Source organism: Hyphomicrobium sp. DY-1 (assembly GCF_047497105.1).
Lineage (GTDB): Bacteria > Pseudomonadota > Alphaproteobacteria > Rhizobiales > Hyphomicrobiaceae > Hyphomicrobium_B.
On sequence record NZ_CP134870.1, the window covers coordinates 1,218,651 to 1,241,221 of the forward strand.

Sequence of the window (22,571 nt, forward strand, 5' to 3'; positions counted from 1 at the left end):
AGCTATTCCTGGTGCCGTTTGATGATGTTGTGAACTTCCTGCACGAGGCGACTTTCGGAAACGGAAAACTGCGCCGGGCGCGTCTCTTTCCATTCCTTGTTGTCCTTGATCGCGGCGGCGGCTTTCGCGCCTTCGATCAAATCCTTGATCGTCACCTCGCCCTTCGCGCGTTCGTCGGAACCTTGAATGATAACGCACGGGCTGTTGCGCTTGTCGGCGTATTTAATTTGGTCGCCGAATGATTTTGCGTTTCCGAGGTACATCTCGGCGCGGATGCCGGCGTTGCGAAGCGCTTGCGTCATTTTTTGATAACCGGCCACCGAGTCGGCGTCCTTATCCATGACGAGAACGACCACTGGGCCGAGCGCTTGGATCTTGCTCTCGTTGATGAGCGACAGCGCAGCCTGCAAGCGCGACACGCCAATGGAGAAGCCCGTGGCAGCAACTTGCTGGCCGGTGAAGCGCGCGATGAGGTCGTCGTAGCGACCGCCGCCGCCAACAGAACCGAAGCGCACGGGTTTGCCGTCGTCGCCTTTGATCTCGAACGTCAGCTCGGCTTCGAAGACCGGGCCGGTGTAATATTCAAGGCCGCGGACGACGGAGTAATCGGGAACTCGAATTTTGCCCTCATATCCGGCTTTCTCCACGAAGCGTTTGAGTTCGCTGAGATCGGCCAATCCATCGATGTAGAGCTGCGACGGCTCGAATCCGCCTGTGCGCTTTGCTGCAAGGCCAGGGCCGTTCTGTTCGAGAGCCGGCTGACTCACGAAATCCAAGAGCGCATCAATTTGTTCTTTCTTTAGTCCAGCGCCCTTGGTGAAATCGCCGGATTCGTCCTTGCGGCCAGGGCCTAAAAGAAGCGCGACGTCGTCCTTAGAAAATTTATCGAGCTTATCAAGTGAACGGAGGACTGCTAAGCGGCGCGTGTCGTCGGCAAGATCAACGCCGACCGTCTCCAACATACCGTCGAGCACCTTGCGGCTGTTCACCTTGATAACGTATTTGCCCTTCAGTCCAAGTGCTTCAAGCGTATCGGCGGCGAGCATGCAGAGTTCGGCATCGGCGGCGACGCTTTTCGCTCCCACCGTATCGGCGTCGAACTGCATGAACTGGCGAAAGCGTCCGGGGCCGGGCTTCTCGTTGCGATAGACGTTGCCGAACGCATAGCGGCGGAACGGCTTCGGCAGGGTCTGGAAATTCTGGGCGACATAACGAGCGAGCGGCGCGGTGAGATCATAGCGCAGGCTCATCCATTGCTCGTCTTCGTCCTGGAACGAGAAGACGCCTGCATTCGGGCGATCCTGGTCGGGGAGAAACTTGCCGAGCGCATCGGTGTACTCGATCGCAGGCGTTTCGAGCGCCTCGAAGCCATAGCGCTCGTAGACGTCACGGATTTTCGCGATCATGTCATTGAGCGCCTTCAGCTCGGGCGCTTCGATATCGCGAAAACCCTTCGCGAGGCGCGCTTTTGGACGCTTGCTGATGTTTGCTTTGGACATGACGAGGATCGGAGAACCAGGGCCAAATAAAAAAGTTGCCGAGACACCCTGGCGGGCGTCCGGCGTGTGAGCCCGCCTTATATCGGATCGACCGGCATGAGGAAAGTCGGGCAGAAATGCCCAGAAATCAGCTCCGAAAGCGTGGCAGTGCCCGTTTGAGAGCCGATGTGAGGCGCGAAGTGCCGCGAAGGTGGACGGCCAGCTCGTGCGCGAGCGCTTTGGGCATGGCTGCGAGGTCCTGGGCGACGATGAGGTCGTAAAGGGGGAGTTCCTCGGTTCCGAAGCCATGCTTCAGAGGGTTGGCGTTAACCCCCAGTTCGAAGCAGCGGACGCCCTGGGCCGACAGATGCTTGACCGTTTCAAGAACGATGAGGCGTCCGGGCGAAAGATGGCTCCACTGTTCGCCGCCCGTCGAAATGCAGAGCAGCGAAAAGACGCCGTCGTGGGTCAGGCCAAACAGGGTGGCGACGATCCGGCCGCCCGCTTCGAGCGCAAACAGTGACGTCACCCCGGCGTCGGCGCCGTCGAAGGCCAGTCGCTCCAAAAATTCGCGATTGGATCTCTCAGCGAAGATATCCTTCGTGCCGCGGGCCGCGTGCCAGACGGCCTGCTGCTCCTCCATTGTCGCGAAGACGTGGGCGATTTCGTCGTCTGTCTCAGCACAAAAGAGGCGCGGGTTATCCTCGCTCTGCCAGAGCCGATGGCAGCGCTCCACGTCCTTGCGGTACCTCTTGCCGAGCCCCTGCAGATAATCATCGAAGCTGCCCGTTATGACGAGGCGGTGCGCCGAAGCACGTGACGTGGAACTGCCGAACAGAACAATCAGTGGGTTCGGGCAACCGCCGATCTCGGCGGGCATACGTTCGAGGCGGATAAGATCGACATCGCGGATGGCGGCACGCAACGCTCGCCAAATATCGCGAATGCGGTCGGGATCGGACAACGGCTCGGGCCCAAGAAGAGGCGCGCCTTGGCCCACGGCTTCGAGAGCGGCGAGGCTCGCAACGCGCAACAGACCTTCCTTCGCGACAACGAGCGGCAAAGCCAGAACAACCTGATCGCTTTCGCTGTCGGTTACGACAACAAGACGCGGCATGGCGCGGTGCGCGTGCGCGACTTCGTCATAGAAAACGGTAAGCCAGTTGAGCGTTTGAAAGCCCGTTGCGACGAGGCCGCCTTCAATGACTTCGAGCGCTGCCAGCGCGTCGTTGGCACCGTCAAAAATTTCGGCAACAAAGCGCATTTCGCCCGGCGTCGCCGACCGCGCCTGCTCCCCTCCGGCGCTCAGATAAGCGCCGTTCCCCGTTTCTGCCGTCGCCATTACGCACTACACTCTTGGCGTTGCGAGCGGATACTCGCCCCCCATCGCGGCGAGAATGCGCCGTGTGAACGACATTCATTTAAATGAGAACTACGGCTTTGCCTCGTGCGGATTCGTATCAGCAGTTCTGCGCGAGGCGGACAAGGCGATCAGCCAGCGCCTGCGATTACGGCAGCGGCAACAGCCAGGAACGCAGTCTCGTAAACCTGCTCGACGGCGCCCAGCACGTCGCCGGTATAACCGCCGATCTTGCGTTGCGCGAGGATCGCAATCACGGCCGCGGCGGTGAAAGCGACAACGGTTGCCGCGAAGAAAGCTGCGATGCTCATAACGAGCGGCCCGACGGCGAGGCCTGTCACGATCGCGACGATGAGTTCGCCCCGCGTCATCCGGACCGGCGAGCGGCTGACTTTGACGTTATCGCCGCCGGCATAAGGGAGAAATGCCAGCGCTAGCACCGCGGCGAGGCGGCCACCCGCATAAGCGGCGATCAACGCGCCGATAACCGCGACCGGCCCGATGGCGGCAAGCGACGTTCCTTTCAGTGCGAGAACGGCAATGAGCGCGAGGACGCCATAGGTGCCGATGCGGCTGTCCTTCATGATTTCGAGGCGGCGCTCGACGTTCGACCCGCCGCCGAAAGCATCGACCGTGTCAGCAAGTCCGTCTTCATGCAGCGCGCCGGTCAGCAGCACCGACGCGACGAGGCCGATGACGACGGCGACCGATGCGGGAAAGACAACAGTAGCCGCGAGCATGACAAGGCCGACGGTCGCGCCAATGAGCGCGCCGACAAGCGGCATATATTTCGCCGAGCGCGGCAGCCAATCCTCGGGAAAAGGAATGATCTGCTTTACCTGGATGCGCGTCAGAAATTGCAGAGCGATGAGGAAGAACCGAACCTCATGCGCGATCATTCGGGATGTTCGCCCGGCAGATCGGCCATCTCGCGCAGCATCAATTCCGCGCCGCGAATGATCGGCACGGCAAGGGCCGCGCCCGTCCCTTCGCCAAGCCGCATCTCCAGTTCGAGCAGCGGTTTAACGTGCAGATGACGGAGTAATGCAGCGTGGCCGGGTTCAGCCGAGCAATGGGCGAAGACACAGTTGTCGAGCGTGCCCGGATAAAGCGCTTCCGCGGCAATGGCGCCCGCCGTCGAGATAAAGCCATCGACGACGATCACCCGACCCGCTTGTGCCGCCGCCGTCATGGCGCCTGCCATCATGACGATTTCGAAACCGCCGAACTGACGGAGGACTTCGAAGGTGCGGCCCGCTTCAGTCGACGGTGCGATGGCGGCGCGATCAATCGTTTCCGTCAGCACCTGATATTTGTGATCGAGGCCGAGGGCGGGCGCGCCTGCGCCGGGGCCGACCAATGTTCTGAGATCGAGGCCTGTCAGGGCATGCGCGATCAGCGACGCCGAACTCGTATTGCCGATACCGATTTCACCGTAGCCGACGATGCCGACATTTTCGGTGCCTAGGCGTGCATCGAGAACGCGGCCTGCGTCGAGCGCAGCGGTGCATTCTTCAACCGACATTGCCGGTTCGCGGCGCGCGTTTTTCGTGCCGGGGCCGATGCGGCGCTCCGTCAATAATTCATGCGGCGGCAGCGGTTCGAGCAGTCCGGCATCGACGAGTTCAACGCCGATGCCAGCCGCGCGCGCGAGCACGTTGACGCCAGCGGAGCCCAAGAGAACGAACTTCGCGATCTCGCGGGAGACGACGGAGGGATATGCCGTCACGCCTTCGGCCGTGATGCCGTGATCGGCGGCGAAGACCACGATCTTTGCATTGCCGAGATCGGGCGCCGTCGATCCGGCGATCAGGCCGATCTGCAGGGCGAGCTCTTCGAGCCGTCCGAGCGAGCCAACCGGCTTGGCTTTGCCGCGGATGTGGGCCTTCAGCTTGTCGCTTAAAAGCTCGCGGGACTTGGTAACTGGGGGTGCGGGGGTCATGCGCCGATATAATCCTCAACTGTGTTCTTCGGCTGCGGAACGTCTGTCGAATACTTCTCAAGCGCTTCGAGGCCTGGTGGAACCGGGCCGCCGTGCGCCCAATCGAGCAGCTCGATCGTATGCACGACCGGAACCTCAAGAGCCGTCCCGAGCTGCGTGATGCAACCGATGTTACCGGCCGCCACAACGTCGGGCTTCAACGACTTGATGTGACCGGCCTTGCGATCCCGCAGCGCGCCTGCGATCTCCGGCTGAACAATATTGTAGATGCCCGCCGAGCCGCAACATAGATGCGCTTCCGGAACGTCAAGCACGGTAAATCCAGCCTTCTTCAATAGCGCTTTCGGTTGCGTCGTCACGCGCTGACCGTGCTGCAGTGAACAGGCGGCGTGATACGCGACCTTAAGCCTCGACCAACGCTTCGGAGCGCCGATGTCGTACTGATCTAGGAATTCCGTCACGTCCTTAGTCATCGACGAGATGGTTTTAGCCCGCTCGGCGTAGTCGGGCTCGTGCTTCAACAGGTGGCCGTAGTCTTTCACCGTCGTGCCGCAGCCCGACGTGTTGATGATGATGGCGTCGACGCCGCCCTTGGCGATTTCCTTGCTCCAGGCATCGACGTTGATCTTGGCCGCTGCGATCGCCTTTTCCTCCTGGCCGATGTGCTGGCTCAAGGCGCCGCAGCACGCCGCGCCCGCTGAGACGACGACATCGACGCCGCCACGCGCAAACAGCCGGATCGTCGCGTCGTTGATCTCGGGCCGCAGCACCTGCTGGGCACAGCCGGCGAGCATGATGACGCGGCCGGTTCGTACGCCTGTCGGCGACGCTGTGCCAGGACCTTTGAAGCGTCCGGCGTTCGGACTTTGCTGAGGCGCCAGCTCGACCATTGCGGCGAGTTCGGGAAAGTTCAGCTTGCGCAGCGTCGGCGCCAGACGACGGCCGAGCGGGGCTGCGCGTAACGCCCAGCGGAAGCGGCGCGGATGCGGCAGGATTTCTGTCAAGGCGCGGCGGATGAGGCGATCCTTCAGGCTACGATGCCCTGTCTTCTCGATATGCTTTCGCGCCACTTCAACCAGATGCATGTAATCGACGCCCGATGGGCAGGTCGTCATGCAAGAGAAGCACGAAAGACAGCGATCGATGTGCGTCGAGATTTCGGGCTTCGCGTCGAGGCCTTTCTCAAGCATGTCCTTGATGGCGTAGATGCGGCCGCGCGGGCTGTCGCGCTCGTCGCCCAGCACGACGTAGGTCGGGCAGGTCGCTGTGCAGAAACCGCAATGGACGCAACGGCGCAGGATGCGCTCGGCCTCCTTCACATCCGGATCGTTGAGTTGCTCTGGCTTGAAATTGGTTTGCATCGCGCCTGACTGCCGGGCTTATTTTTCTAGAAACTGGCGTACATGCGGCCGCGATTGAGAAGGCCCGCCGGATCGAACGCCGACTTGATGCCACGTGTCAATCGCTCGATTTCGGGCTTCAGCGGCTCGAACACATCGACGCTGCTGCGAACCTCGGGTTCGGCACGGATCAAGGTTGCATGACCGTCGCGAACGGCGACGGCGCGGCGCACGTCGGCAGCGCCTGCGTCCGCGGCGGCTGGGACTTCGAGCCAGATCATGCCGCCCGACCAATCGTAGAAGGCAACGGCTGGCATGAATTTCTGAATCGCGAAGACGATCTCGGCGGCTTTCGTGGGCAATGACGAAATGCGCCACAACGCCGTCTCGGTTGAGAAAGGCATGATCGACAGCGCGCGAAATTCGCTCCAGAGACCGAACGAATGTTCGGAATCGAGTTCGACTGGCGCGCCGTAGACCTTCAGCGCAGCTTTCAGCTTTTCCTTGCGCTCGTCGATGGTGGCCGCAAACGTTTCAAGTCGCAGCAGCGTCAATGACTGGTCAAGGCCTCTCAGCTTCGGCGTTCGGAGGCGCGCGGCACAGTTCTTCGGAAGATGGACGGCGCCGGAAACCTCCAGCGGCGTATTCAGCGCGACGTTCAGCGCTTCGATGGCGAGATCGTCAGGCAGGCCGACAAACGCCAACGTCTGCATCGTTTGCGGGATCGGCGCGACCTTAAACGTCAGTTCCGTCATAACGGCGAGGGTGCCCCAGCTTCCGGTTAGGCCGCGCGCGACGTCCAATCCTGTGACGTTCTTCATCACGCGTCCGCCCGACTTAAACAGCTCGCCGCGACCGTTGACGGCGCGCACGCCCAAGAGGTTATCGCGCGCGCTACCAGCCGAAATACGGCGAGAGCCGGAGAAGTTCGTAGCGAAGACGCCGCCGATCGACAGCGCGCCTCCTGGAGCCCCCGTCGCCGGACCGAGGTCGATCGGCTCAAACGCCAGCATCTGGCCGCGCGCTGCCAACACTGCTTCGATCTCGTAAAGCGGCGTGCCGGAGCGCGCCGACATGACAAGTTCGGTCGGCTCGTAGAGCGTGATGCCTTTCAGGCCCGACGTCGTCAGTACGACATCGGATTTCGCGACGCGGCCGGTGTTGCGAAGCGCGCCATGACCTACCACTTCGATGCCGCGCTGCTCGCGCACGAGCTTGGCGATCATGGATTGCAATTCCCACTCGGCGGCGGGACGCCAAAGTTCGCTCACAGCCAATGATCTCCTAGGCGGCCTCGGGCGCGCTTGCGGCATTTCCGGTGCGCATGACGTCGGTATAGGCGAGCGGGAAAACCTTCGCCTGGTTGAGCCGCCACGTCGGGTCGAAGACGGTTTTAACGCGCATCTGGACCATCAGATCCGTCTGCGAAAATTGCGTCGCCATCAGCTCGCGCTTCTCGATGCCGACGCCATGCTCACCCGTGAGACAGCCGCCGAGTTCGACGCAGAGCTTCAGGATAGCTTCTCCCGCCAGTTCGGCCTTGTCGGCCTGTTCGGGATCGTTGGCGTCGTAGAGAACGAGCGGATGCAGATTTCCGTCACCGGCGTGGAAGATGTTGGCAACCTTCAGGCCGTATTCGGCGCAGATCTGGTTGATACGCGTCAAGCAGTGCGGAAGCTGCCCGAGCGGAATGGTGCCGTCCATGCAAAGGTAATCGGCGACGCGGCCAATGGCGCCGAACGCCGCCTTACGGCCCGCCCAGATGCGGGCGCTTTGCTCGGGATCGGCGCTGATTTTCACGGTCTTGGGATCGAAGCGCGCGGCGATTTCGGCGACGCGGCCTAAGAGGATGCCGATTTCACTTTCGGAGCCTTCCACTTCGACGATGAGCAAAGCTTCAACGTCGAGTGGGTAACCAGCGCCCGCGAATGCTTCGCAAACTTCGATGGCCGCGCGATCCATGTATTCGATGGCGACCGGAATGATGCCGGCGGCGATGATGGCCGACACGCAACTGCCTGCCGCTTCCGGCGAGCGGAAGCCGATCATCATCGGGCGAGCGCCTTCCGGTGCGGGGACGAGCTTCACCGTCGCCTCTGTTATGACGCCGAGCTGACCTTCAGAACCGATGACGTAGCTCAACAGATCATAGCCGTTGCGTTCGAGCGTCGTGCCGCCGATCTCGACGATAGTGCCGTCGATCAGGACCATCTTCACGCCGAGAATATTGTGCGTCGTGACGCCGTACTTCAGGCAGTGCGCACCACCAGAGTTCATCGCGATATTGCCTGCTAGCGAACAGGCCAATTGCGACGACGGGTCCGGCGCGTAGAAGAAACCTTGCTTGGAGACCTGCGCTGTAATCTGCAGATTGGTAATGCCGGCTTCGACACGCGCGATGCGATTGGCGCCGTCGATCTCGATGACGCGGTTCATCTTCGAGATGCAGAGAACGATAGAATCTTCTGTCGGCAGCGAGCCGCCGCAGAGCGATGTTCCGGCGCCGCGCGGAACAACTTTGACGTCGTTCTCGTGGCAGAACTTCAGGATCTTGGAGACTTCCTCGGTGGTGCGCGGCAGCACGACGAGCATCGGCACGCGGCGGTAGGCGGTGAAGGCATCCGTCTCGTAGGCGCGGCGGCCTTCCTCGTCGAGGATCAGAAGGTCTTTGCCGACGCGCGCTTTCAAGCCTTCCACCAGGATCGGCAAGCGGCGGATGACGCCGGCATCGGGCTCAGGCAGCTCGATATGCGGCATCGTCGTTCGTCTCCACGTTGGTCTTCAGGGTGCTGTTTCGAGGTCGCGGACGGCAGCCTTTGGCGCCGCTCAACAGCGTTAAGCATCCTCGCACGTGTGTCCGCGACCGGCAATATGGCCGCACGCCAGCGACCACAGCCATTGATGGGTCAGCGAAAGCTGCCCCAACGCCCGGTTCCGCCGAGCCAGCGCGGACCTCTCGGGTCGCGGAAATCGCGTGGTGGGCCGCGTCGCTCTGGCGGCTCCCTCATTTCCGGCGGCGGAGGAGGGCCACGGTGATCACGGAAATCGTCAGGTCCGCGGCCTTCGCGAATGCCACGATTGAACCGCCCGGCGGAGAAACACTGGCTGATGCAGGCTTGCAGTTGTGCGTCGCAGCGCGGCGTATACAAAAGCTTGGTCGCCATGCGGCAGGCGTTGTGCTGCGAGCGGCACGCTACGGCACAGGGGTCGGCCTTCGCTGCGTTTCCGGCAAAGGCGAAGAAGATCAGGACAGCCAGAACAGCCATCCCCCCCATCCTCATCGATGCCAACCGCAACCGCGACACGTACCGCCTCCTCAAACCTGGCCTAGGTGCTGGGCGGCTGGTCCTAAGCAAACCGGGGAGGCTAATGCGCCGACCATGAACACGCGCTGAACCGCACGCTGTCGAGGCGCGCGGTCAGAACGCAAGCTCTTCGAAAATATGATCAATATTGTTCTGCCATTCCCCCGAATAGCGCCGAAGCAGCTCATCAGAAACCGTCTGGCCATTGCCGGCAATTTTCTCAAGCGGCGCCAGATAGATCGTTTCGTCCTGATTCTTAGCGTTGATGCGACGCCGATTTTTGAGACCGGTGCGCGAAATGCGCAATACCCGCAACGCCAACGTCCTTACCGTCTCGATACGAAACGGGGTCGCTAGTCCTGTTTTCGGGACGCTGACACGCAGAGCTTCGCGTTCTTCTTCGCTCCAATCGCGAACCAACTCCCAGGCCTGATCGAGCGCGTCTTCATCATAAAGGATTCCGGTCCAGAACGCGGGAAGCGCGGTGATCGTCCCCCAGCGTCCACCATCCGCACCACGCATTTCTAGAAAACGTTTGAGGCGAACTTCCGGAAAAAGCGTGGTGAGATGATCCGCCCAGTCGTCGATGGTCGGCAGCTCGCCTTCGAAGCCCTTCAGGCGGCCCGCCATGAAATCGCGGAACGAAGACCCAGCGACGTCGATGTAATTGCCGTCGCGGTAGACGAAATACATCGGCACATCGAGGGCATAATCGACGTAACGCTCGTAGCCCATACCGTCTTCGAATGCGAAGGGCAGCATGCCGGTGCGCCGCTTGTCGGTATCGAGCCAGACGGCGCTACGCATCGACTGATAACCGTTCGGCTTGCCTTCGGTGAAGGGCGAAGACGCAAATAGCGCCGTTGCAATTGGCTGTAGCGCCAGCGAGACGCGCAGCTTCTTCACCATGTCGGCTTCGGAGGCGAAATCGAGGTTCACCTGAATGGTCGCGGTCCGGAACATCATGTCGAGACCACGGCTGCCGACGGTTGGCATATAATGTGCCATCACCTGATAGCGCTTCTTCGGCATCATCGGGATCTCATCGAGACGCCACTTCGGCGTGAAGCCGACACCGAGAAAACCGATAGCGAGATCTTCGCCGACGCGGAGGACTTCGCGCAGGTGCTCGTCCGTTTCGTCCGCGGTTTCATGCAGTGTTTCGAGCGGCTGACCCGAAAGCTCGAACTGGCCGCCGGGCTCCAGGCTGATCGTGCCACCCTTCTCGCCCTCAGGCCGCTTCAAGGCGATGATGTTGTCGCCTTCCTTGATGGCGACCCAACCATAGCGCTGGATGAGCGCTTCCATCAGCGCGCGGATGCCATCCGAACCGCCGTAAGGCACCGGCTTCAGCGTGACGGTGCGAAAGACGAATTTCTCGTGCTCGGTGCCAATACGCCAATCGACCTTCGGCTTCTCGCCCGCCGCGATCCAGCGCACGAGATCGTCGCGCGTCTCAATCGCCGCGCTGGCAGCACCTTGTTCTCGTGTCGACATGCCCGAGCGGCCCAGCTTCCTATTCCGACGCGGGCAGACCCGCAGCTTGAGCCTTATGGCGAGGTGCGAGGGGGACGGCAATAGGTTCGGCTGCGTCACCCTAGTCGCGGCGCCAATCCCCAAGTGTGGCATTGACAAGCGCCAGAACTGCGACGGCAGCGGTGTCGGCGCGCATGATTCTCGGGCCGAGCGACAGCGGCGTCACGAATGTCTTGCTGACGAGGCGCTCACGCTCGCGCGGCGAAAACCCGCCTTCCGGACCGACCAGGATGGCGAGCGGACCCGGTTCAAGCTTTTGCAGCGTGGCAATAGGGTCGTTTTCCTGATCCTGCTCATCACAAAACACGATGCGTCGGCTGGCGTCCCAGGCATCCAAAACGTCGTCGAGCCTGACTGGCGTCTGAACTTCGGGTACTCGAAGGACGCCGCACTGCTCGGCCGCCTCGATGACGTTGGCCTGCATCCGCTCGCCATTAACCCTCTCGGCGATGGTCCGCTCCGTGATCACAGGCCGCAGCCGAGCGACCCCCATCTCGGTTGCCTTCTGGACCATGTAATCGAGCCGGGATCGCTTAAGCGGAGCGAAAAGATAATCGACGTCCGGGCCGCTTTCCTGCGGCCGCGCTTGATCGTCGACGGTCAGAGCACCGCCGCGCTTGTGGGTTTCGCTGAGGGTCGCAACCCACTCACCGTTCCGGCCGTTGAAGACCAAGAGCCGGGCGCCGAGCTTCAGCCGCAATACCGCCGTCAGGTAATGGGCTTGCGCGGGCTCCAGCTCGACGCGCCCGCCCGGGGCAAGATCGGCGTCAACAAACAGTCGTTCTGAGGTCAAGTCTCTGATGGCCATGATGCGGTCTTATCGGAGCCGCGCGCGCAGTCAAATTCATCGCAATCGGATGGTCGTGTTGCTTCGATGACGGAGGCCGGATAGGTCTTGCGGATTAGGCTAAGGAGAAACTGAAGTTGACGATGGGTGCCGCGATTTCGCCCGAGCCGCCAGCAAGTGTTGCCGATGCACCGCCGAAAAACTGGGTCGATCGCTGGGCGCCGGAATCCTGGCGGCCGTTCCTTCGGCTTGGGCGATTCGATCGCCCGATCGGCATGTGGCTGCTGCTTTTCCCCTGCCTTTGGTCGCAAGCGCTGGCGCAGGTGAACTCAGGCGACCACTATCCCGATCTCACCTATGTCCTGCTGTTCGCCATCGGTGCGCTGGCGATGCGCGCCTCGGGCTGCGCCTATAACGATTACGTCGACCGCGATATCGACGCCCGCGTGCAACGAACGGCCAGCCGGCCGCTGGCGTCCGGGCAGATCGCACCGGCGGCTGCGCTTGCGTTCATCATCATCTCGGCCCTAGTCGGCCTCGCCGTGCTCGTGCAGTTCAATAGCTTCACGATCTGGCTGGCGATCGCGTCGCTGCTGATCGTTGCTGTTTATCCGTTCGCGAAACGGGTGACGTCTTATCCACAGATCGTTCTCGGGCTGGCGTTCAACTGGGGGGCGCTCGTCGGCTGGGCGGCGATCAAAGGTTCGATCGGGCTGCCTGCCCTGGCGCTCTATGCGGGCTGCGTGTTCTGGACGGTCGGTTACGACACGATCTATGCGCATCAGGACAAGGAAGACGACGCGCTCCTCGGGCTGGGCTCGACGGCGTTGAAGTTCGGCGAGGACACGGTTTCTTTCGTCGGCGGCATGTATGCACTGGCGGGCGTGATGTGGCTCGTTGCGGGTGCGCTCGCGGGCGCCCACCTCGTTTACTTCCTCGCCGTGGTTTTGGTTTTCCTGCAGATGTCGTGGCAGGTCTCGACGCTCGATATCGACGATCCGGCCAATTGCCTGCGCCGCTTCAAGTCCAATCGCGACGTCGGGCTGGCGCTGCTCGCGGGGCTTGTCGCGGATATGGCCCTATCGTGGTTCGCGGGCCTTAGCTGAATGCAAAAAAATAACGCGGCGTGAGAAGGGACACCTCACGCCGCGCTATTCGGTCTCACTGTTGACTTTTCGAGCCGCTCAAGACGGGCATTGATTGTCATCCTCGCAGAATTTTCTTCCGATCGGCTTAATAAATAGCGTAAACAAATACTTATTCTGAATTCGCGACTTTCCCGGGCCATGGCGGACGGTTTGCGCCGTTGACGGTCCTGGAACGACGCGGTTTCTAGGAATCTCGCGGGAGCAACCTTCAGGAGTCGACAGCCGTCCATGTCCAAGTCCACATCTTCACCCGAGTCTGCGCCTCAGCTTCTGCACCTCGTGTTCGGCGGTGAACTGAAAACCCTCAACGGCCACGAATTCCGCGAACCCGACAGTCTGGATGTCGTCGGCATCTTCCCCGACTATCCGTCAGCTTATGCTGCGTGGAAAAGCGCGGCCCAGCGCTCCGTCGACAACGCCATGATGCGCTATTTCGTTGTTCCGCTGCATCGGATGCTCGACTTCTCACAGCCGACAACTGCCACGACGTGACGGATCTCCTGAAGAAAGCCGAGAAGAAACCGCGGCCGAAGCTCCGGCTCGATGCCGCTTCGCGCGCGCTGCTTGCGCGGTTCGTGCGCGATTGGGTATGGCCGCGTCGCTGGCAGCTCGCCTGGACGCTTTTCCTCACGACCTGCCTTGCCGCCGTCACGGGCGGCTATCCGGGCGTCATCAAGAAATCGTTCGATCTGTTGATGGGCGGCAAGGCCGGCGCCCTCCCCTACGTTCTGGTTGCCATCGTCGGAATCACGCTCGCGCGTGCGACGTTGCTGTTTCTGCAGGCGGTCGCGACAAGCCGGTTTGTGCTGCGCATGACATCGGACATGCAGAAGATAGCGTTCCGACATCTCATCAACGCCGATTTCGCGCGCCTCTCTCGCGAGACGCCGGGACGGCTGATGTCGCGACTGACGAACGATATCGGCTTCATTCAGAGCGCGCTGACGGCGACGCTGAACTCGATCTTCCGCGATACGTTTTCGGTCATCGCGCTCGTCATTGCGATGCTTTATCTCGACTGGGCGATGACGCTCATCGTGCTGGGCGTCTATCCGCTGGCCGCCATTCCCGTTGCCTCGATCAGTCATCGGCTGCGTCGCGTCGCCAAGCAGACGCAAAGCGGCCTCGGCGACATGACATCGCTGCTGACTGAGAAGCTTTCCGGCGCCCGGCTGATCAAATCGTTTCAGCTCGAAAACTATGCCGCTGACCGGCTCGATTCGATGTTCGAGCAGATCTATTCGCTGCGGATGAAGTCCGTCCGGACGCGGGCGCGGATGGATCCGATCCTTGAGGTTCTGGGCGGCGTCGCGATTGCGGGCGTCGTGGGCTTCGCATATTTGCGCATTTCGCAGGGCATATCCTCAGTCGGCGATTTCATGGGTTTCGTGACGGCGCTGATGATGGCCGCGCAGCCGATCAAATCGCTTGGCAATCTAACGGGTCGCCTGCAGGAAGGCCTTGCCGCCGCGGAAAGTTTCTACGGCCTGATCGACGAACTGCCGTCGATCACGGACAAGCCCGGCGCCAAGACGCTTGCTATTTCAAAAGGCGAAATCGCGTTCCGCAACGTCTCGTTCGCCTACGACAAGACGTCCGAGGAACGGGCCGTGCATGGGTTCACGCTCGACGTGCCGGGCGGATCGACGATCGCGCTCGTGGGCCGCTCCGGTGCCGGAAAATCGACGATCATTAACCTCGTGCCCCGGCTCTTTGACGCGACCGAAGGGCAGATCCTGATCGACGGCCAGGACGTCATGGATGTCACGCTCAAATCGCTGCGCGATCAGATCGCGATCGTCAGTCAGGACATCACGCTTTTCGACGATACGATCGAAGCGAACATCCGCCTCGGGCGGCTCGGCGCGAGCGAGGCCGATATCATCGAAGCTGCGAAGGCCGCTGCCGCGCACGACTTCATCATGACGCTGCCCGACGGCTACAAGACGATCATCGGCGATCGCGGCAGCCGACTTTCTGGCGGACAGCGTCAGCGTTTGGCGTTAGCGCGCGCGATCCTGAAGAATGCGCCGATCCTGCTGCTCGACGAAGCGACGAGCGCGCTCGACAACGAGAGCGAGCAGCTCGTGCAGGAAGCGCTGGCGAAATTCACCCGCTCGCGCACGACGCTCGTCATCGCGCATCGGCTTTCAACGGTACAGAATGCCGACGTCATTTGCGTGATGGACGGCGGCCGCATCGTCGAACGCGGCAGGCATTCGGAATTGATTGCGCGAAACGGTTCTTATGCACGGCTTAACCGCTCGGCGAGTGGTCCGCAGGCGATGATCGCCAATTGATATCGCATAATGCCGATGCCAGTCGGCGCGAAGCTACTCGCGGCGAAGGATGCCATTGACGAGGCGGTTGGCCCAGCCGCGCGCCTTGAACGTCGTGCTGACCTCGCGGGCGTCATAAACAGTGTTGACCCAATCCCAGAAGCCGATGCCTGTCTGTGCCTCGGCTTCGAGATAACGATCGAAGACCGCATCAATCACTCCGGTGTCGGCACTCCGGATGTGTCCGTAGCGAAACGAAAGCTGGTCAACGGCTTCGCGAATCGGAACACCGTCGTGGATATGACGCACCATGACGCTCATCAGACCGGCGCGGTCGGCACCCGACTTGCAGTGCACCAGAATCGGAAATTCGACCTTTTCCAGCAGATCCTTGATCGACTGGAACTCGACGCGCGTCGGCGCGGCGCGCGAACGCAGCCGCAAGTCCGCGAGGGCGATGCCGTGGCGCGTGCACGCCCGCTGCTCCAGCCAGCGCGTCCCGAAAGACTGCTCAGGCCCGCGTAGATTGACGACGGTTCGGATTCCTCGCCGCGCGGCCCAGGAAATGTGATGTGGAGCAGGTTGTGCGGAACGCCAGACGTCTTTGGAGATATGATGGCGATTGTTATATAGGATGCGAACGATGCCATAATCGATAAATAGCATCTCAGCGTAACAAAGCGCTGGCGCAAATCTAGAACGCATCCAAGGTGGCGAGGCGTGCACTGCATTATGCAATAGCGCACCGCTCTTGCGTCGCAATCCGCGTTTTGCCTGCTTAAGGAGGCTTGCCATCAGGAGTTGTCTCGATGCTCCCGATTAGCGGGCAGCCCTTCTGCTATGATTTCACCAGCGACGGCTCGGGGGTTCATGTTCGTTTACAAAACGCCATAAAAAGCCACGCCCGTTCGCAATTGAACTTGCTAGTTATTCGCTATAGCAACGTGCTGCAAGGGGCTTGAAGAACCACGTCCTGCGTCGCGCACAACCTTCCGCTTACCTCACAATTAAGGCAGCCCCTGCTCGCATGGCCAAAATCAATAAGCAGCTTATGCGGCTAGGCGGACAAACCGCTGCTCGTATCATTCGGCTCGTTGCTCAATCCTCGACCGTTATCCACGAACCGCCGGACCTGATGAAGCGTCTTAGCGAGGCGCATCCGTGCATTGCGGCGTGTTGGCACGGCCAGTTCATGATGGTTGCGACGCTGCGGCCGGAGAATGTGAAAATTGCCGCAATGGTGGCACGCCACGGCGACGCGGAAATCATTAGCGAAACGCTCCAGGCCATCGACGTTCAGCTGATTCGCGGCGCAGGCGCGGGCTACCGAAAAAAGGATCGCGGCGGAGCATCGGCGCTCAGATCGTCGTTGCAAGCTCTTGAGGAAGGCTCATCGGTCGTCATGACCGCGGACGTGCCGCCGGGACCGGCGCGGGAGGCGGGCGCCGGCATCATCGCGATCGCGAAAATGTCGGGACGCCCGATCGTGCCTGTTGCCGTTGCGACGAATCGGTTCGCATCCTTCGATACTTGGAGCAGGCTGACGATCAATCTGCCGTTCTCGCGGTTAGCAGCGGTCGCCGGTGATCCCATCACTGTTCCGAGCACAGCGACGGCCGAGGATGTGGAAGCCAAGCGTCTCGAACTTGAGACTGCGCTCAATGCCGCTACACTGAGGGCTTACGAACTTGCGGGGGCCGATATCACACGGGCAACGCCACTCGATGTGCTCGCTGCGGAGACACCTCCGGCGCCGGGGATGGCTCTGAAAACCTATCGCCTTGGAACGGCGGTGTTGCGACCGGCCGTGCCAATGCTGCTGAACTTGCGCGGCAAGCGCGGCAAGGAAGATCCGGACCGGCGCGGCGAGCGGCTGGGCTTCGCGGGCAGGCCGCGGCCCGAAGGCCAGGTCGTGTGGATACATGCCGCGAGCGTCGGCGAGACGAACGCCATCCTGCCGTTGATCGACAGCATTCTCGGGGCAAATCCGCACGTTCATGTTCTTCTGACGTCGGGCACCAGGACGTCGGCCGAGATCGCCGCCAACCGGCTGCCGGAGCGCGCTGTGCACCAATACGTGCCGCTCGACGTGCCGCAATACGTGAAGCGCTTTCTCGATCACTGGAAGCCGTCGCTGGCGATTTTCACGGAATCGGACATCTGGCCCAATCTCATTCTGGGCACATCGGAGCGTCATATTCCACTGGTGCTCGTCAATGCGCGCATGTCGCCGCGCAGTATCCGCCGCTGGCGGAAATACGCCGCTGTCGGACGGCCGCTGTTCTCGCGCTTCGCTGCCGTGCTGGCGCAGAACTCGCAGATCGCGCGCGCTGTGAAATGGCTCGGCGCGCCGAACGTCATCACGGCCGGAAACCTCAAGATCGATGCACCGCCGCCGCCTGTCGATGCCGCCACGTTGGCGTCGTTGCGCAACGCTGTCGGGCAACGACCGCTGTTTCTCGCCGCGAGCACGCACCCGGGCGAAGACGCGATGATCGCTGCGGCGCATTCGCTGATCCGCCGCGAGATCGACGGCCTACTGACGATCATCGTACCGCGGCACCCCGAGCGCGGCAGCGGGCTTGCCGCTACGCTCGGCGGCCTTGGCCTCAGGACGCAACTTCGCACGCGCTCGGCAGCACCAGAGAGCGACACGGAAATCTATATTGCCGACACGATCGGCGAGCTTGGCGCGTTCTATTCGATTTCGCCGGTGGCGCTCGTCGGCGGATCGCTGGTGGAACATGGCGGCCAAAATCCGATTGAAGCCGTGCGGCTTGGTTCGTGTGTGCTGACGGGGCCGTTCGTCTATAATTTCCGTGATGCTTATTCCGCTCTGTTCCGCGAAGGGGGTGCGGTCGAGGTCCGTTCGTCCGATGACATCGCAAAGCAAGTGACAATGCTGCTCGAAGATCAATCGGCGGCGAAACGCATGCGCCACGGCGCGGACCTTGCGCTGCAATCATTGAGCGGCGCGCTGGCGAAAACGGTCGGCGCCATTCAGCCCCTGCTCGAAAAGAAGCAGGCCTGAGCCGTGCCCGTCTCGGAACCGAGATGGTGGTACGAGGCGGGCGGGACATGGAAGGCATCGCTGCTTTCCCCCATCGCCGCCATCGTCGGCGCGATCGCGCGGCGGCGCATTCTTAATGCAAAGCCGTATCGCTCCCCGCTGCCCGTCATCTGTGTCGGTAACTTCACGGCAGGTGGGTCAGGCAAGACGCCGCTCGCGCTGCTGCTGGCGAACATCATCGCCGCGGAAGGCCGAGAGCCGTGGTTTCTGTCGCGCGGCTACGGCGGTAAGCTTGAAGGTCCGCTTCGCGTCGATCCGGAACATCATAGCGCGGGAGACGTCGGTGACGAGCCGTTGCTGCTCGCGCGCGCATTTCCGGCGGTCATCGCCCGCGACCGCCGTCAGGGCGCGAAGATGATCGAAGCGATGGCATCCGCCAATGCCGTCATCATCATGGACGACGGCCTGCAGAACCCGGCGCTGGCGAAGGAACTTTCGATTGCCGTCGTCGATGCCAAACGGGGATTTGGCAACGGCCGCGTTATTCCTGCCGGACCGCTGCGCGCGCCGCTGGCCGTGCAAGCACCGCTGGTGCAGTTGGTGATGCTGATGAGCGGCGCGGCGGACGCCGACAATCCCGCCGTGCGAATGATCCGCAAGCTGACGGAAGTGCCGATCATCGCCGCACGGACGCAAGCTGACGAAACCGCCGCCCGCTTTCGCGGTCGAAGGGTCGTGGCCTTCGCTGGCATTGCCAATCCGGAACGGTTTTTTTCGACACTGGAACAGACGGGCGCGAATATCGTTGCGAAGCGGGCATTTGCCGATCATCACCCGTTCAGCGAGGCAGAGGCGCGCGGCCTTCTCGATGATGCCGAGCGTCTCGGCGCGATGCTCGTGACGACGGAAAAGGATCACGCCCGGATTGGCAATCGCTCAGGATTTTGCGCCGATCTCAAAAAGCGTTCGGAAACGCTGACCATTGCGACGGTGATCGAAGGCGACGGCCTTGAAATTTTACGGCAATCATTGCGCGCTGCGCTCGGCCGGTGATGTTAAAGTCTGCTGACTTCGGTTCCGTCATGCCGACGAAGGTCGGCACCCAGTCAAGCACCCGCATGCGTAGAGTCTCGATTTGCCTGGATCCCGGCCTGCGCCGGGATGACGACGGGGGAGAAACTGGAAAGCTGGCTCAGCCGGGCTGGGCGTCGTCGTTTTCCTTGGCTTTCAGCTCAAGGTAGCGCTGCACCGAAATTTCCGGCGACGCGTAGGCTTCCTGGGCGTCGACGCTCCAATAACGCAGATCCGGCAGGGTGATCGGCTGGCCCGTCACGGCACAGCGCACGAAGTCGCCGGGAGACAGGACTTCGAATTCGCCATCCAGGTAGCGAATTTTAGCTTCGTTGCGCAGACCAAAAAATTTCTCGATGCGGTTCATTCGTTTCCGAGCCGTAATCCCGTTCTGCCGCCGATATCATCTGCAATCGGATAATCCGGGCGGATGCGAACTATAATCTACTTCAAGCCTTTTAAAATAGTGAGCCTTGCCCGCCTCGCCCACTCGACTTTTGTCGCGGCGTTTTAACTTTGCTCGGCGTCGGATTGGAAACGTCAGGCGTTGCGGAGGATACGTCGGAGCCGTTTACCGTGGCGCCGACCCGGCCGTCGGAAAACTCAATATTCAAAACGTCGCCAGCAACGAGAGAGGCGGCTTGACGCACCATATGCCCCGCTTCATTGCGCACAAGGGCAAAGCCGCGAGACAGAACGCTCTGATAGCCCAAGGACTTGAGCAGCGCCGCACGGCCTTCGAAAACGCGGCGGCTCACCGCGACGCGATTGAGTAAAGCCCGTCCGGCGCGGCGCTCCAGGCCATCGAGCCGCTCGGCACATCTGGAATGCTTCTGAACTATCGGTGAGGGCGACAGGCGGCCGCTGACGCGGGCGAGCCTGGTTGCATGGGCGCGGGTGTTGGCCAGCAGCGCGCGGGACAATCGGCGGTCGGCGGCATCGAAACGCTGCCGCGGCAAGGCGACCAGATCCTGAAGCTTCGGCAGGCCACGCGCCGAAGCCTTCAGGTGCGTGCGGGCGCTTTCAATGGCGCGACGCACAGCCGTTCGCTTGCGCAGCATCAGCTTTTCGACGTTTTCGATCAGCTCGGAATACTTCGGCACCGCCCATTCAGCGGCCTTCGTTGGCGTCGGCGCACGGGCGTCGGCAACGAGGTCGATCAAGGTCCAATCGGTTTCGTGACCGACCGCAGAGATGAGCGGAATTGTACTTTCGGCAACGGCGCGCACGACGATCTCTTCGTTGAAGCTCCAGAGATCTTCGAGGCTGCCGCCACCGCGCGCGACGATCAGCACGTCGGGACGCGGGATGGCGCCATCGGCTTCAAGCGCGTTGAATCCGCGAATAGCGGCGGCGACCTCGGCGGCGCTGCCTTCGCCTTGCACACGCACCGGCCAAAGCAGGACACGCGTCGGGAAACGCTCGTTGAAGCCGTGCAGCATGTCACGGATGACGGCGCCGGTCGGCGACGTCACGATGCCAACGATCTTCGGCAAAAACGGACGCGGCCGCTTGCGGTCTTCGTCGAATAAACCCTCAGCGGCGAACTTGCGCTTGCGTTCTTCCAAGAGCGCCATCAGCGCGCCAGCGCCGGCCGGTTCCAGCGCTTCAATGACGATCTGATATTTCGATGAGCCGGGGAACGTTGTGATCTTGCCCTGCGCGACGACTTCCATGCCTTCTTCAGGCTTGAAACGCAGGCGGCCGAACGTGCCTTTCCAGACGACGGCCTCGATCTTTGCTTTGTCATCCTTCAGGGCAAAATAGCAGTGGCCGGACGCGTGCGGCCCGCGGTAACCCGAGATTTCGCCGCGAAGGCGCACATAGCCGAAACCGTCTTCCAGCGCGCGCTTGATGGCGCCCGACAGCTCGGAAACGGAAAATTCGGGCGCATTGGCGCCGGAACGGGATTCGCGCGTGTTTGGAATGGAATTCAAGAGTTTACCGTTCTCTTTGGCGGTCTTGCTTGTTTCGCCGCCGATGCTACACGGGGATGCTACACTGACAACCGGATTGCAACAGGCGACCTGATGAATGTCCTTCTTCTCGGCTCCGGCGGCCGCGAGCATGCGCTCGCCTGGGCGTTGAGCGCGAGCCCCCTCTTGACGAAACTCTTCTGCGCACCGGGCAACGCCGGAATTGCCGAGGTGGCGCAATGCATTCCGCTCGATCCTGCGAACCAGGACAGCATCATTGAATTCTGCCGCGATGAGCGCATCGAGCTCGTGGTAATCGGGCCGGAAGCGCCGCTCGTGGCCGGATTGGGAGACGCGCTCGGTGATGCCGGCATCCGGTATTTCGGGCCGACGAAAAGCGCGGCGCAACTCGAAGGGTCAAAAGGCTTCACCAAAGATCTTTGCCGTAAAGCCAGTATTCCGACAGCGGCTTATGGCCGTTTCATGGATCTCGACGCGGCGAAAACGTATCTCGCATCGCAGAGCGTTCCGATCGTGATCAAAGCGGACGGACTTGCGGCCGGTAAAGGCGTCGTCATTGCGGAAACGCGCGCCGATGCTGAGGCGGCCGTCGAAGCGTGTCTTGGAGGCGCATTCGGTGCAGCGGGCGCCGAAGTCGTCATCGAGGAATTTCTAGTCGGCGAAGAAGCGAGCTTCTTCGCGCTCTGCGATGGCGTCACGGCGCTGCCACTTGCATCGGCGCAAGATCACAAGCGTGTCGGCGACGGCGACACCGGACCCAATACGGGCGGCATGGGGGCCTATTCGCCTGCGCCCATCATGACCGCAGAAATGACCGAACGCGTCATGACCGAGATCATCAGCCCGACCGTCAAGGAAATGGCGGCGCGCGGCATGCCATTCAAGGGCATTTTGTTTGCAGGCCTGATGATTACCGCAACGGGGCCGAAGCTCATCGAATACAATGTGCGTTTTGGCGATCCCGAGACACAGGTTTTGATGATGCGGCTCAAATCCGATCTGCTTGCCGCTCTGCTCGCAACAACGGACGGCGTGCTCAAAACCTTCGACATGCGCTGGAGCGACGACGCGGCACTGACGGTCGTGATGGCGGCAAACGGCTATCCGGGCACACCGCAGAAAGGCACTGAGATCAAAGGGCTCGATCTTGCGAAAGCCGTCCCGAATGTCGAAATCTTCCACGCCGGAACGCGCCGCGACGGGGACCGCATCATCGCTGACGGCGGCCGCGTTCTGAACGTCACGGGGCGCGGCAAGACGGTGAAGGACGCGCGCGATGCCGCTTATGCGGCGATCGCCAAGATCGACTGGCCAGGCGGTTTTTATCGCAAGGACATCGGCTGGCGCGCCTTGGAACGGCAGAAGACATAAGCGGGAT

18 protein-coding genes and 1 pseudogene are annotated in these 22,571 nt (G+C 61.6%); 6 read left to right on the forward strand and 13 right to left on the reverse strand.

Going from position 1 to position 22,571, the window contains the following annotated elements; genetic code table 11:
* Positions 1 to 2 precede the first annotated feature (2 nt).
* From hisS to RLW41_RS05850, 10 genes and pseudogenes are all read right to left on the reverse strand, one after another.
* On the reverse strand, positions 3 to 1,499 hold the full coding sequence (gene hisS, locus RLW41_RS05805) for a histidine--tRNA ligase (protein WP_414463880.1): 1,497 nt from the start codon (positions 1,497 to 1,499) through the stop codon (positions 3 to 5).
* 127 nt (positions 1,500 to 1,626) lie between these two features.
* Positions 1,627 to 2,820, reverse strand: a complete 1,194-nt coding sequence (locus RLW41_RS05810) for a GNAT family N-acetyltransferase (RefSeq protein WP_414463881.1) — start codon at positions 2,818 to 2,820, stop codon at positions 1,627 to 1,629.
* 149 nt (positions 2,821 to 2,969) lie between these two features.
* Positions 2,970 to 3,737, reverse strand: a complete 768-nt coding sequence (cobS, locus tag RLW41_RS05815) for an adenosylcobinamide-GDP ribazoletransferase (protein WP_414463882.1) — start codon at positions 3,735 to 3,737, stop codon at positions 2,970 to 2,972.
* On the reverse strand, positions 3,734 to 4,780 hold the full coding sequence (gene cobT / locus RLW41_RS05820) for a nicotinate-nucleotide--dimethylbenzimidazole phosphoribosyltransferase (protein WP_414463883.1): 1,047 nt from the start codon (positions 4,778 to 4,780) through the stop codon (positions 3,734 to 3,736). The genes cobS and cobT overlap by 4 nt, the downstream gene beginning before the upstream one ends.
* On the reverse strand, positions 4,777 to 6,141 hold the full coding sequence (gene glcF, locus RLW41_RS05825) for a glycolate oxidase subunit GlcF (RefSeq protein ID WP_409560989.1): 1,365 nt from the start codon (positions 6,139 to 6,141) through the stop codon (positions 4,777 to 4,779). The genes cobT and glcF overlap by 4 nt, the downstream gene beginning before the upstream one ends.
* Positions 6,142 to 6,167: 26 nt before the next feature.
* A complete protein-coding gene (locus RLW41_RS05830; protein WP_409560990.1) occupies positions 6,168 to 7,391 on the reverse strand; it encodes an FAD-binding protein in 1,224 nt (407 codons plus the stop codon).
* Between the two features lie 91 nt (positions 7,392 to 7,482).
* Positions 7,483 to 8,877, reverse strand: a pseudogene (locus tag RLW41_RS05835) (FAD-binding oxidoreductase); the annotation flags it as partial.
* A gap of 149 nt (positions 8,878 to 9,026) precedes the next feature.
* On the reverse strand, positions 9,027 to 9,386 hold the full coding sequence (locus RLW41_RS05840; RefSeq protein ID WP_414463884.1) for a hypothetical protein: 360 nt from the start codon (positions 9,384 to 9,386) through the stop codon (positions 9,027 to 9,029).
* Positions 9,387 to 9,539: 153 nt separating this feature from the next.
* Positions 9,540 to 10,922: a glutamate--cysteine ligase gene (locus RLW41_RS05845; RefSeq protein WP_414463885.1), complete on the reverse strand. Its 1,383-nt coding sequence runs from the start codon at positions 10,920 to 10,922 to the stop codon at positions 9,540 to 9,542.
* A gap of 100 nt (positions 10,923 to 11,022) precedes the next feature.
* A complete protein-coding gene (locus tag RLW41_RS05850) occupies positions 11,023 to 11,769 on the reverse strand; it encodes a 16S rRNA (uracil(1498)-N(3))-methyltransferase (RefSeq protein ID WP_409560992.1) in 747 nt (248 codons plus the stop codon).
* A gap of 122 nt (positions 11,770 to 11,891) precedes the next feature.
* Between RLW41_RS05850 and ubiA the strand changes: the two genes are divergently transcribed.
* The 3 genes from ubiA (at position 11,892) to RLW41_RS05865 (ending at position 15,196) form a co-directional block, all read left to right on the forward strand.
* Entirely contained in the window at positions 11,892 to 12,854 is a 963-nt protein-coding gene (gene ubiA / locus RLW41_RS05855) for a 4-hydroxybenzoate octaprenyltransferase (protein WP_414464669.1), read from the forward strand.
* A 270-nt stretch (positions 12,855 to 13,124) separates the two neighbouring features.
* Positions 13,125 to 13,388, forward strand: a complete 264-nt coding sequence (locus RLW41_RS05860) for a DUF4170 domain-containing protein (RefSeq protein ID WP_414463886.1) — start codon at positions 13,125 to 13,127, stop codon at positions 13,386 to 13,388.
* Positions 13,385 to 15,196: an ABC transporter ATP-binding protein gene (locus tag RLW41_RS05865; protein WP_414463887.1), complete on the forward strand. Its 1,812-nt coding sequence runs from the start codon at positions 13,385 to 13,387 to the stop codon at positions 15,194 to 15,196. The genes RLW41_RS05860 and RLW41_RS05865 overlap by 4 nt, the downstream gene beginning before the upstream one ends.
* Before the next feature lie 33 nt (positions 15,197 to 15,229).
* Here the strand turns inward: RLW41_RS05865 and RLW41_RS05870 are convergent, their stop codons facing one another.
* On the reverse strand, positions 15,230 to 15,880 hold the full coding sequence (locus RLW41_RS05870) for a fused DSP-PTPase phosphatase/NAD kinase-like protein (protein ID WP_414463888.1): 651 nt from the start codon (positions 15,878 to 15,880) through the stop codon (positions 15,230 to 15,232).
* Between the two features lie 322 nt (positions 15,881 to 16,202).
* Here RLW41_RS05870 and RLW41_RS05875 point away from each other — a divergent pair, with 322 nt between their 5' ends.
* Positions 16,203 to 18,206, forward strand: a complete 2,004-nt coding sequence (locus tag RLW41_RS05875) for a glycosyltransferase N-terminal domain-containing protein (protein ID WP_409560995.1) — start codon at positions 16,203 to 16,205, stop codon at positions 18,204 to 18,206.
* Between the two features lie 3 nt (positions 18,207 to 18,209).
* Positions 18,210 to 19,238, forward strand: a complete 1,029-nt coding sequence (gene lpxK / locus RLW41_RS05880) for a tetraacyldisaccharide 4'-kinase (RefSeq protein ID WP_414463889.1) — start codon at positions 18,210 to 18,212, stop codon at positions 19,236 to 19,238.
* A 139-nt stretch (positions 19,239 to 19,377) separates the two neighbouring features.
* Here lpxK and RLW41_RS05885 read toward each other — a convergent pair whose 3' ends face one another.
* Together RLW41_RS05885 and xseA are read right to left on the reverse strand one after the other, a co-directional pair.
* Positions 19,378 to 19,623 (reverse strand): DUF2093 domain-containing protein, encoded by a 246-nt coding sequence (locus RLW41_RS05885; RefSeq protein ID WP_409560997.1) that lies wholly within the window; start codon positions 19,621 to 19,623, stop codon positions 19,378 to 19,380.
* Positions 19,624 to 19,714: 91 nt separating this feature from the next.
* Positions 19,715 to 21,325, reverse strand: a complete 1,611-nt coding sequence (gene xseA / locus RLW41_RS05890; RefSeq protein ID WP_414463890.1) for an exodeoxyribonuclease VII large subunit — start codon at positions 21,323 to 21,325, stop codon at positions 19,715 to 19,717.
* Between xseA and purD the strand changes: the two genes are divergently transcribed.
* Entirely contained in the window at positions 21,287 to 22,564 is a 1,278-nt protein-coding gene (gene purD, locus RLW41_RS05895) for a phosphoribosylamine--glycine ligase (protein WP_414463891.1), read from the forward strand. The genes xseA and purD overlap by 39 nt on opposite strands.
* The last annotated feature ends 7 nt before the right edge of the window (positions 22,565 to 22,571 follow it).

Excerpts from the sequence above, each read along its gene's own strand:
- ubiA (WP_414464669.1), top strand. The coding sequence starts at position 11,892 with ATGGGTGCCGCGATTTCGCCCGAGCCGCCAGCAAGTGTTGCCGATGCA.
- RLW41_RS05840 (WP_414463884.1), bottom strand. The coding sequence starts at position 9,386 with ATGGCTGTTCTGGCTGTCCTGATCTTCTTCGCCTTTGCCGGAAACGCA.
- hisS (WP_414463880.1), bottom strand. The coding sequence starts at position 1,499 with ATGTCCAAAGCAAACATCAGCAAGCGTCCAAAAGCGCGCCTCGCGAAG.
- RLW41_RS05860 (WP_414463886.1), top strand. The coding sequence starts at position 13,125 with ATGTCCAAGTCCACATCTTCACCCGAGTCTGCGCCTCAGCTTCTGCAC.
- RLW41_RS05810 (WP_414463881.1), bottom strand. The coding sequence starts at position 2,820 with ATGGCGACGGCAGAAACGGGGAACGGCGCTTATCTGAGCGCCGGAGGG.
- cobS (WP_414463882.1), bottom strand. The coding sequence starts at position 3,737 with ATGATCGCGCATGAGGTTCGGTTCTTCCTCATCGCTCTGCAATTTCTG.
- RLW41_RS05845 (WP_414463885.1), bottom strand. The coding sequence starts at position 10,922 with ATGTCGACACGAGAACAAGGTGCTGCCAGCGCGGCGATTGAGACGCGC.
- purD (WP_414463891.1), top strand. The coding sequence starts at position 21,287 with ATGAATGTCCTTCTTCTCGGCTCCGGCGGCCGCGAGCATGCGCTCGCC.
- RLW41_RS05850 (WP_409560992.1), bottom strand. The coding sequence starts at position 11,769 with ATGGCCATCAGAGACTTGACCTCAGAACGACTGTTTGTTGACGCCGAT.
- RLW41_RS05870 (WP_414463888.1), bottom strand. The coding sequence starts at position 15,880 with ATGCGTTCTAGATTTGCGCCAGCGCTTTGTTACGCTGAGATGCTATTT.
- RLW41_RS05885 (WP_409560997.1), bottom strand. The coding sequence starts at position 19,623 with ATGAACCGCATCGAGAAATTTTTTGGTCTGCGCAACGAAGCTAAAATT.
- glcF (WP_409560989.1), bottom strand. The coding sequence starts at position 6,141 with ATGCAAACCAATTTCAAGCCAGAGCAACTCAACGATCCGGATGTGAAG.
- RLW41_RS05875 (WP_409560995.1), top strand. The coding sequence starts at position 16,203 with ATGGCCAAAATCAATAAGCAGCTTATGCGGCTAGGCGGACAAACCGCT.
- cobT (WP_414463883.1), bottom strand. The coding sequence starts at position 4,780 with ATGACCCCCGCACCCCCAGTTACCAAGTCCCGCGAGCTTTTAAGCGAC.
- xseA (WP_414463890.1), bottom strand. The coding sequence starts at position 21,325 with ATGCTCGCGGCCGCCGGAGCCGAGAAGAAGGACATTCATCAGGTCGCC.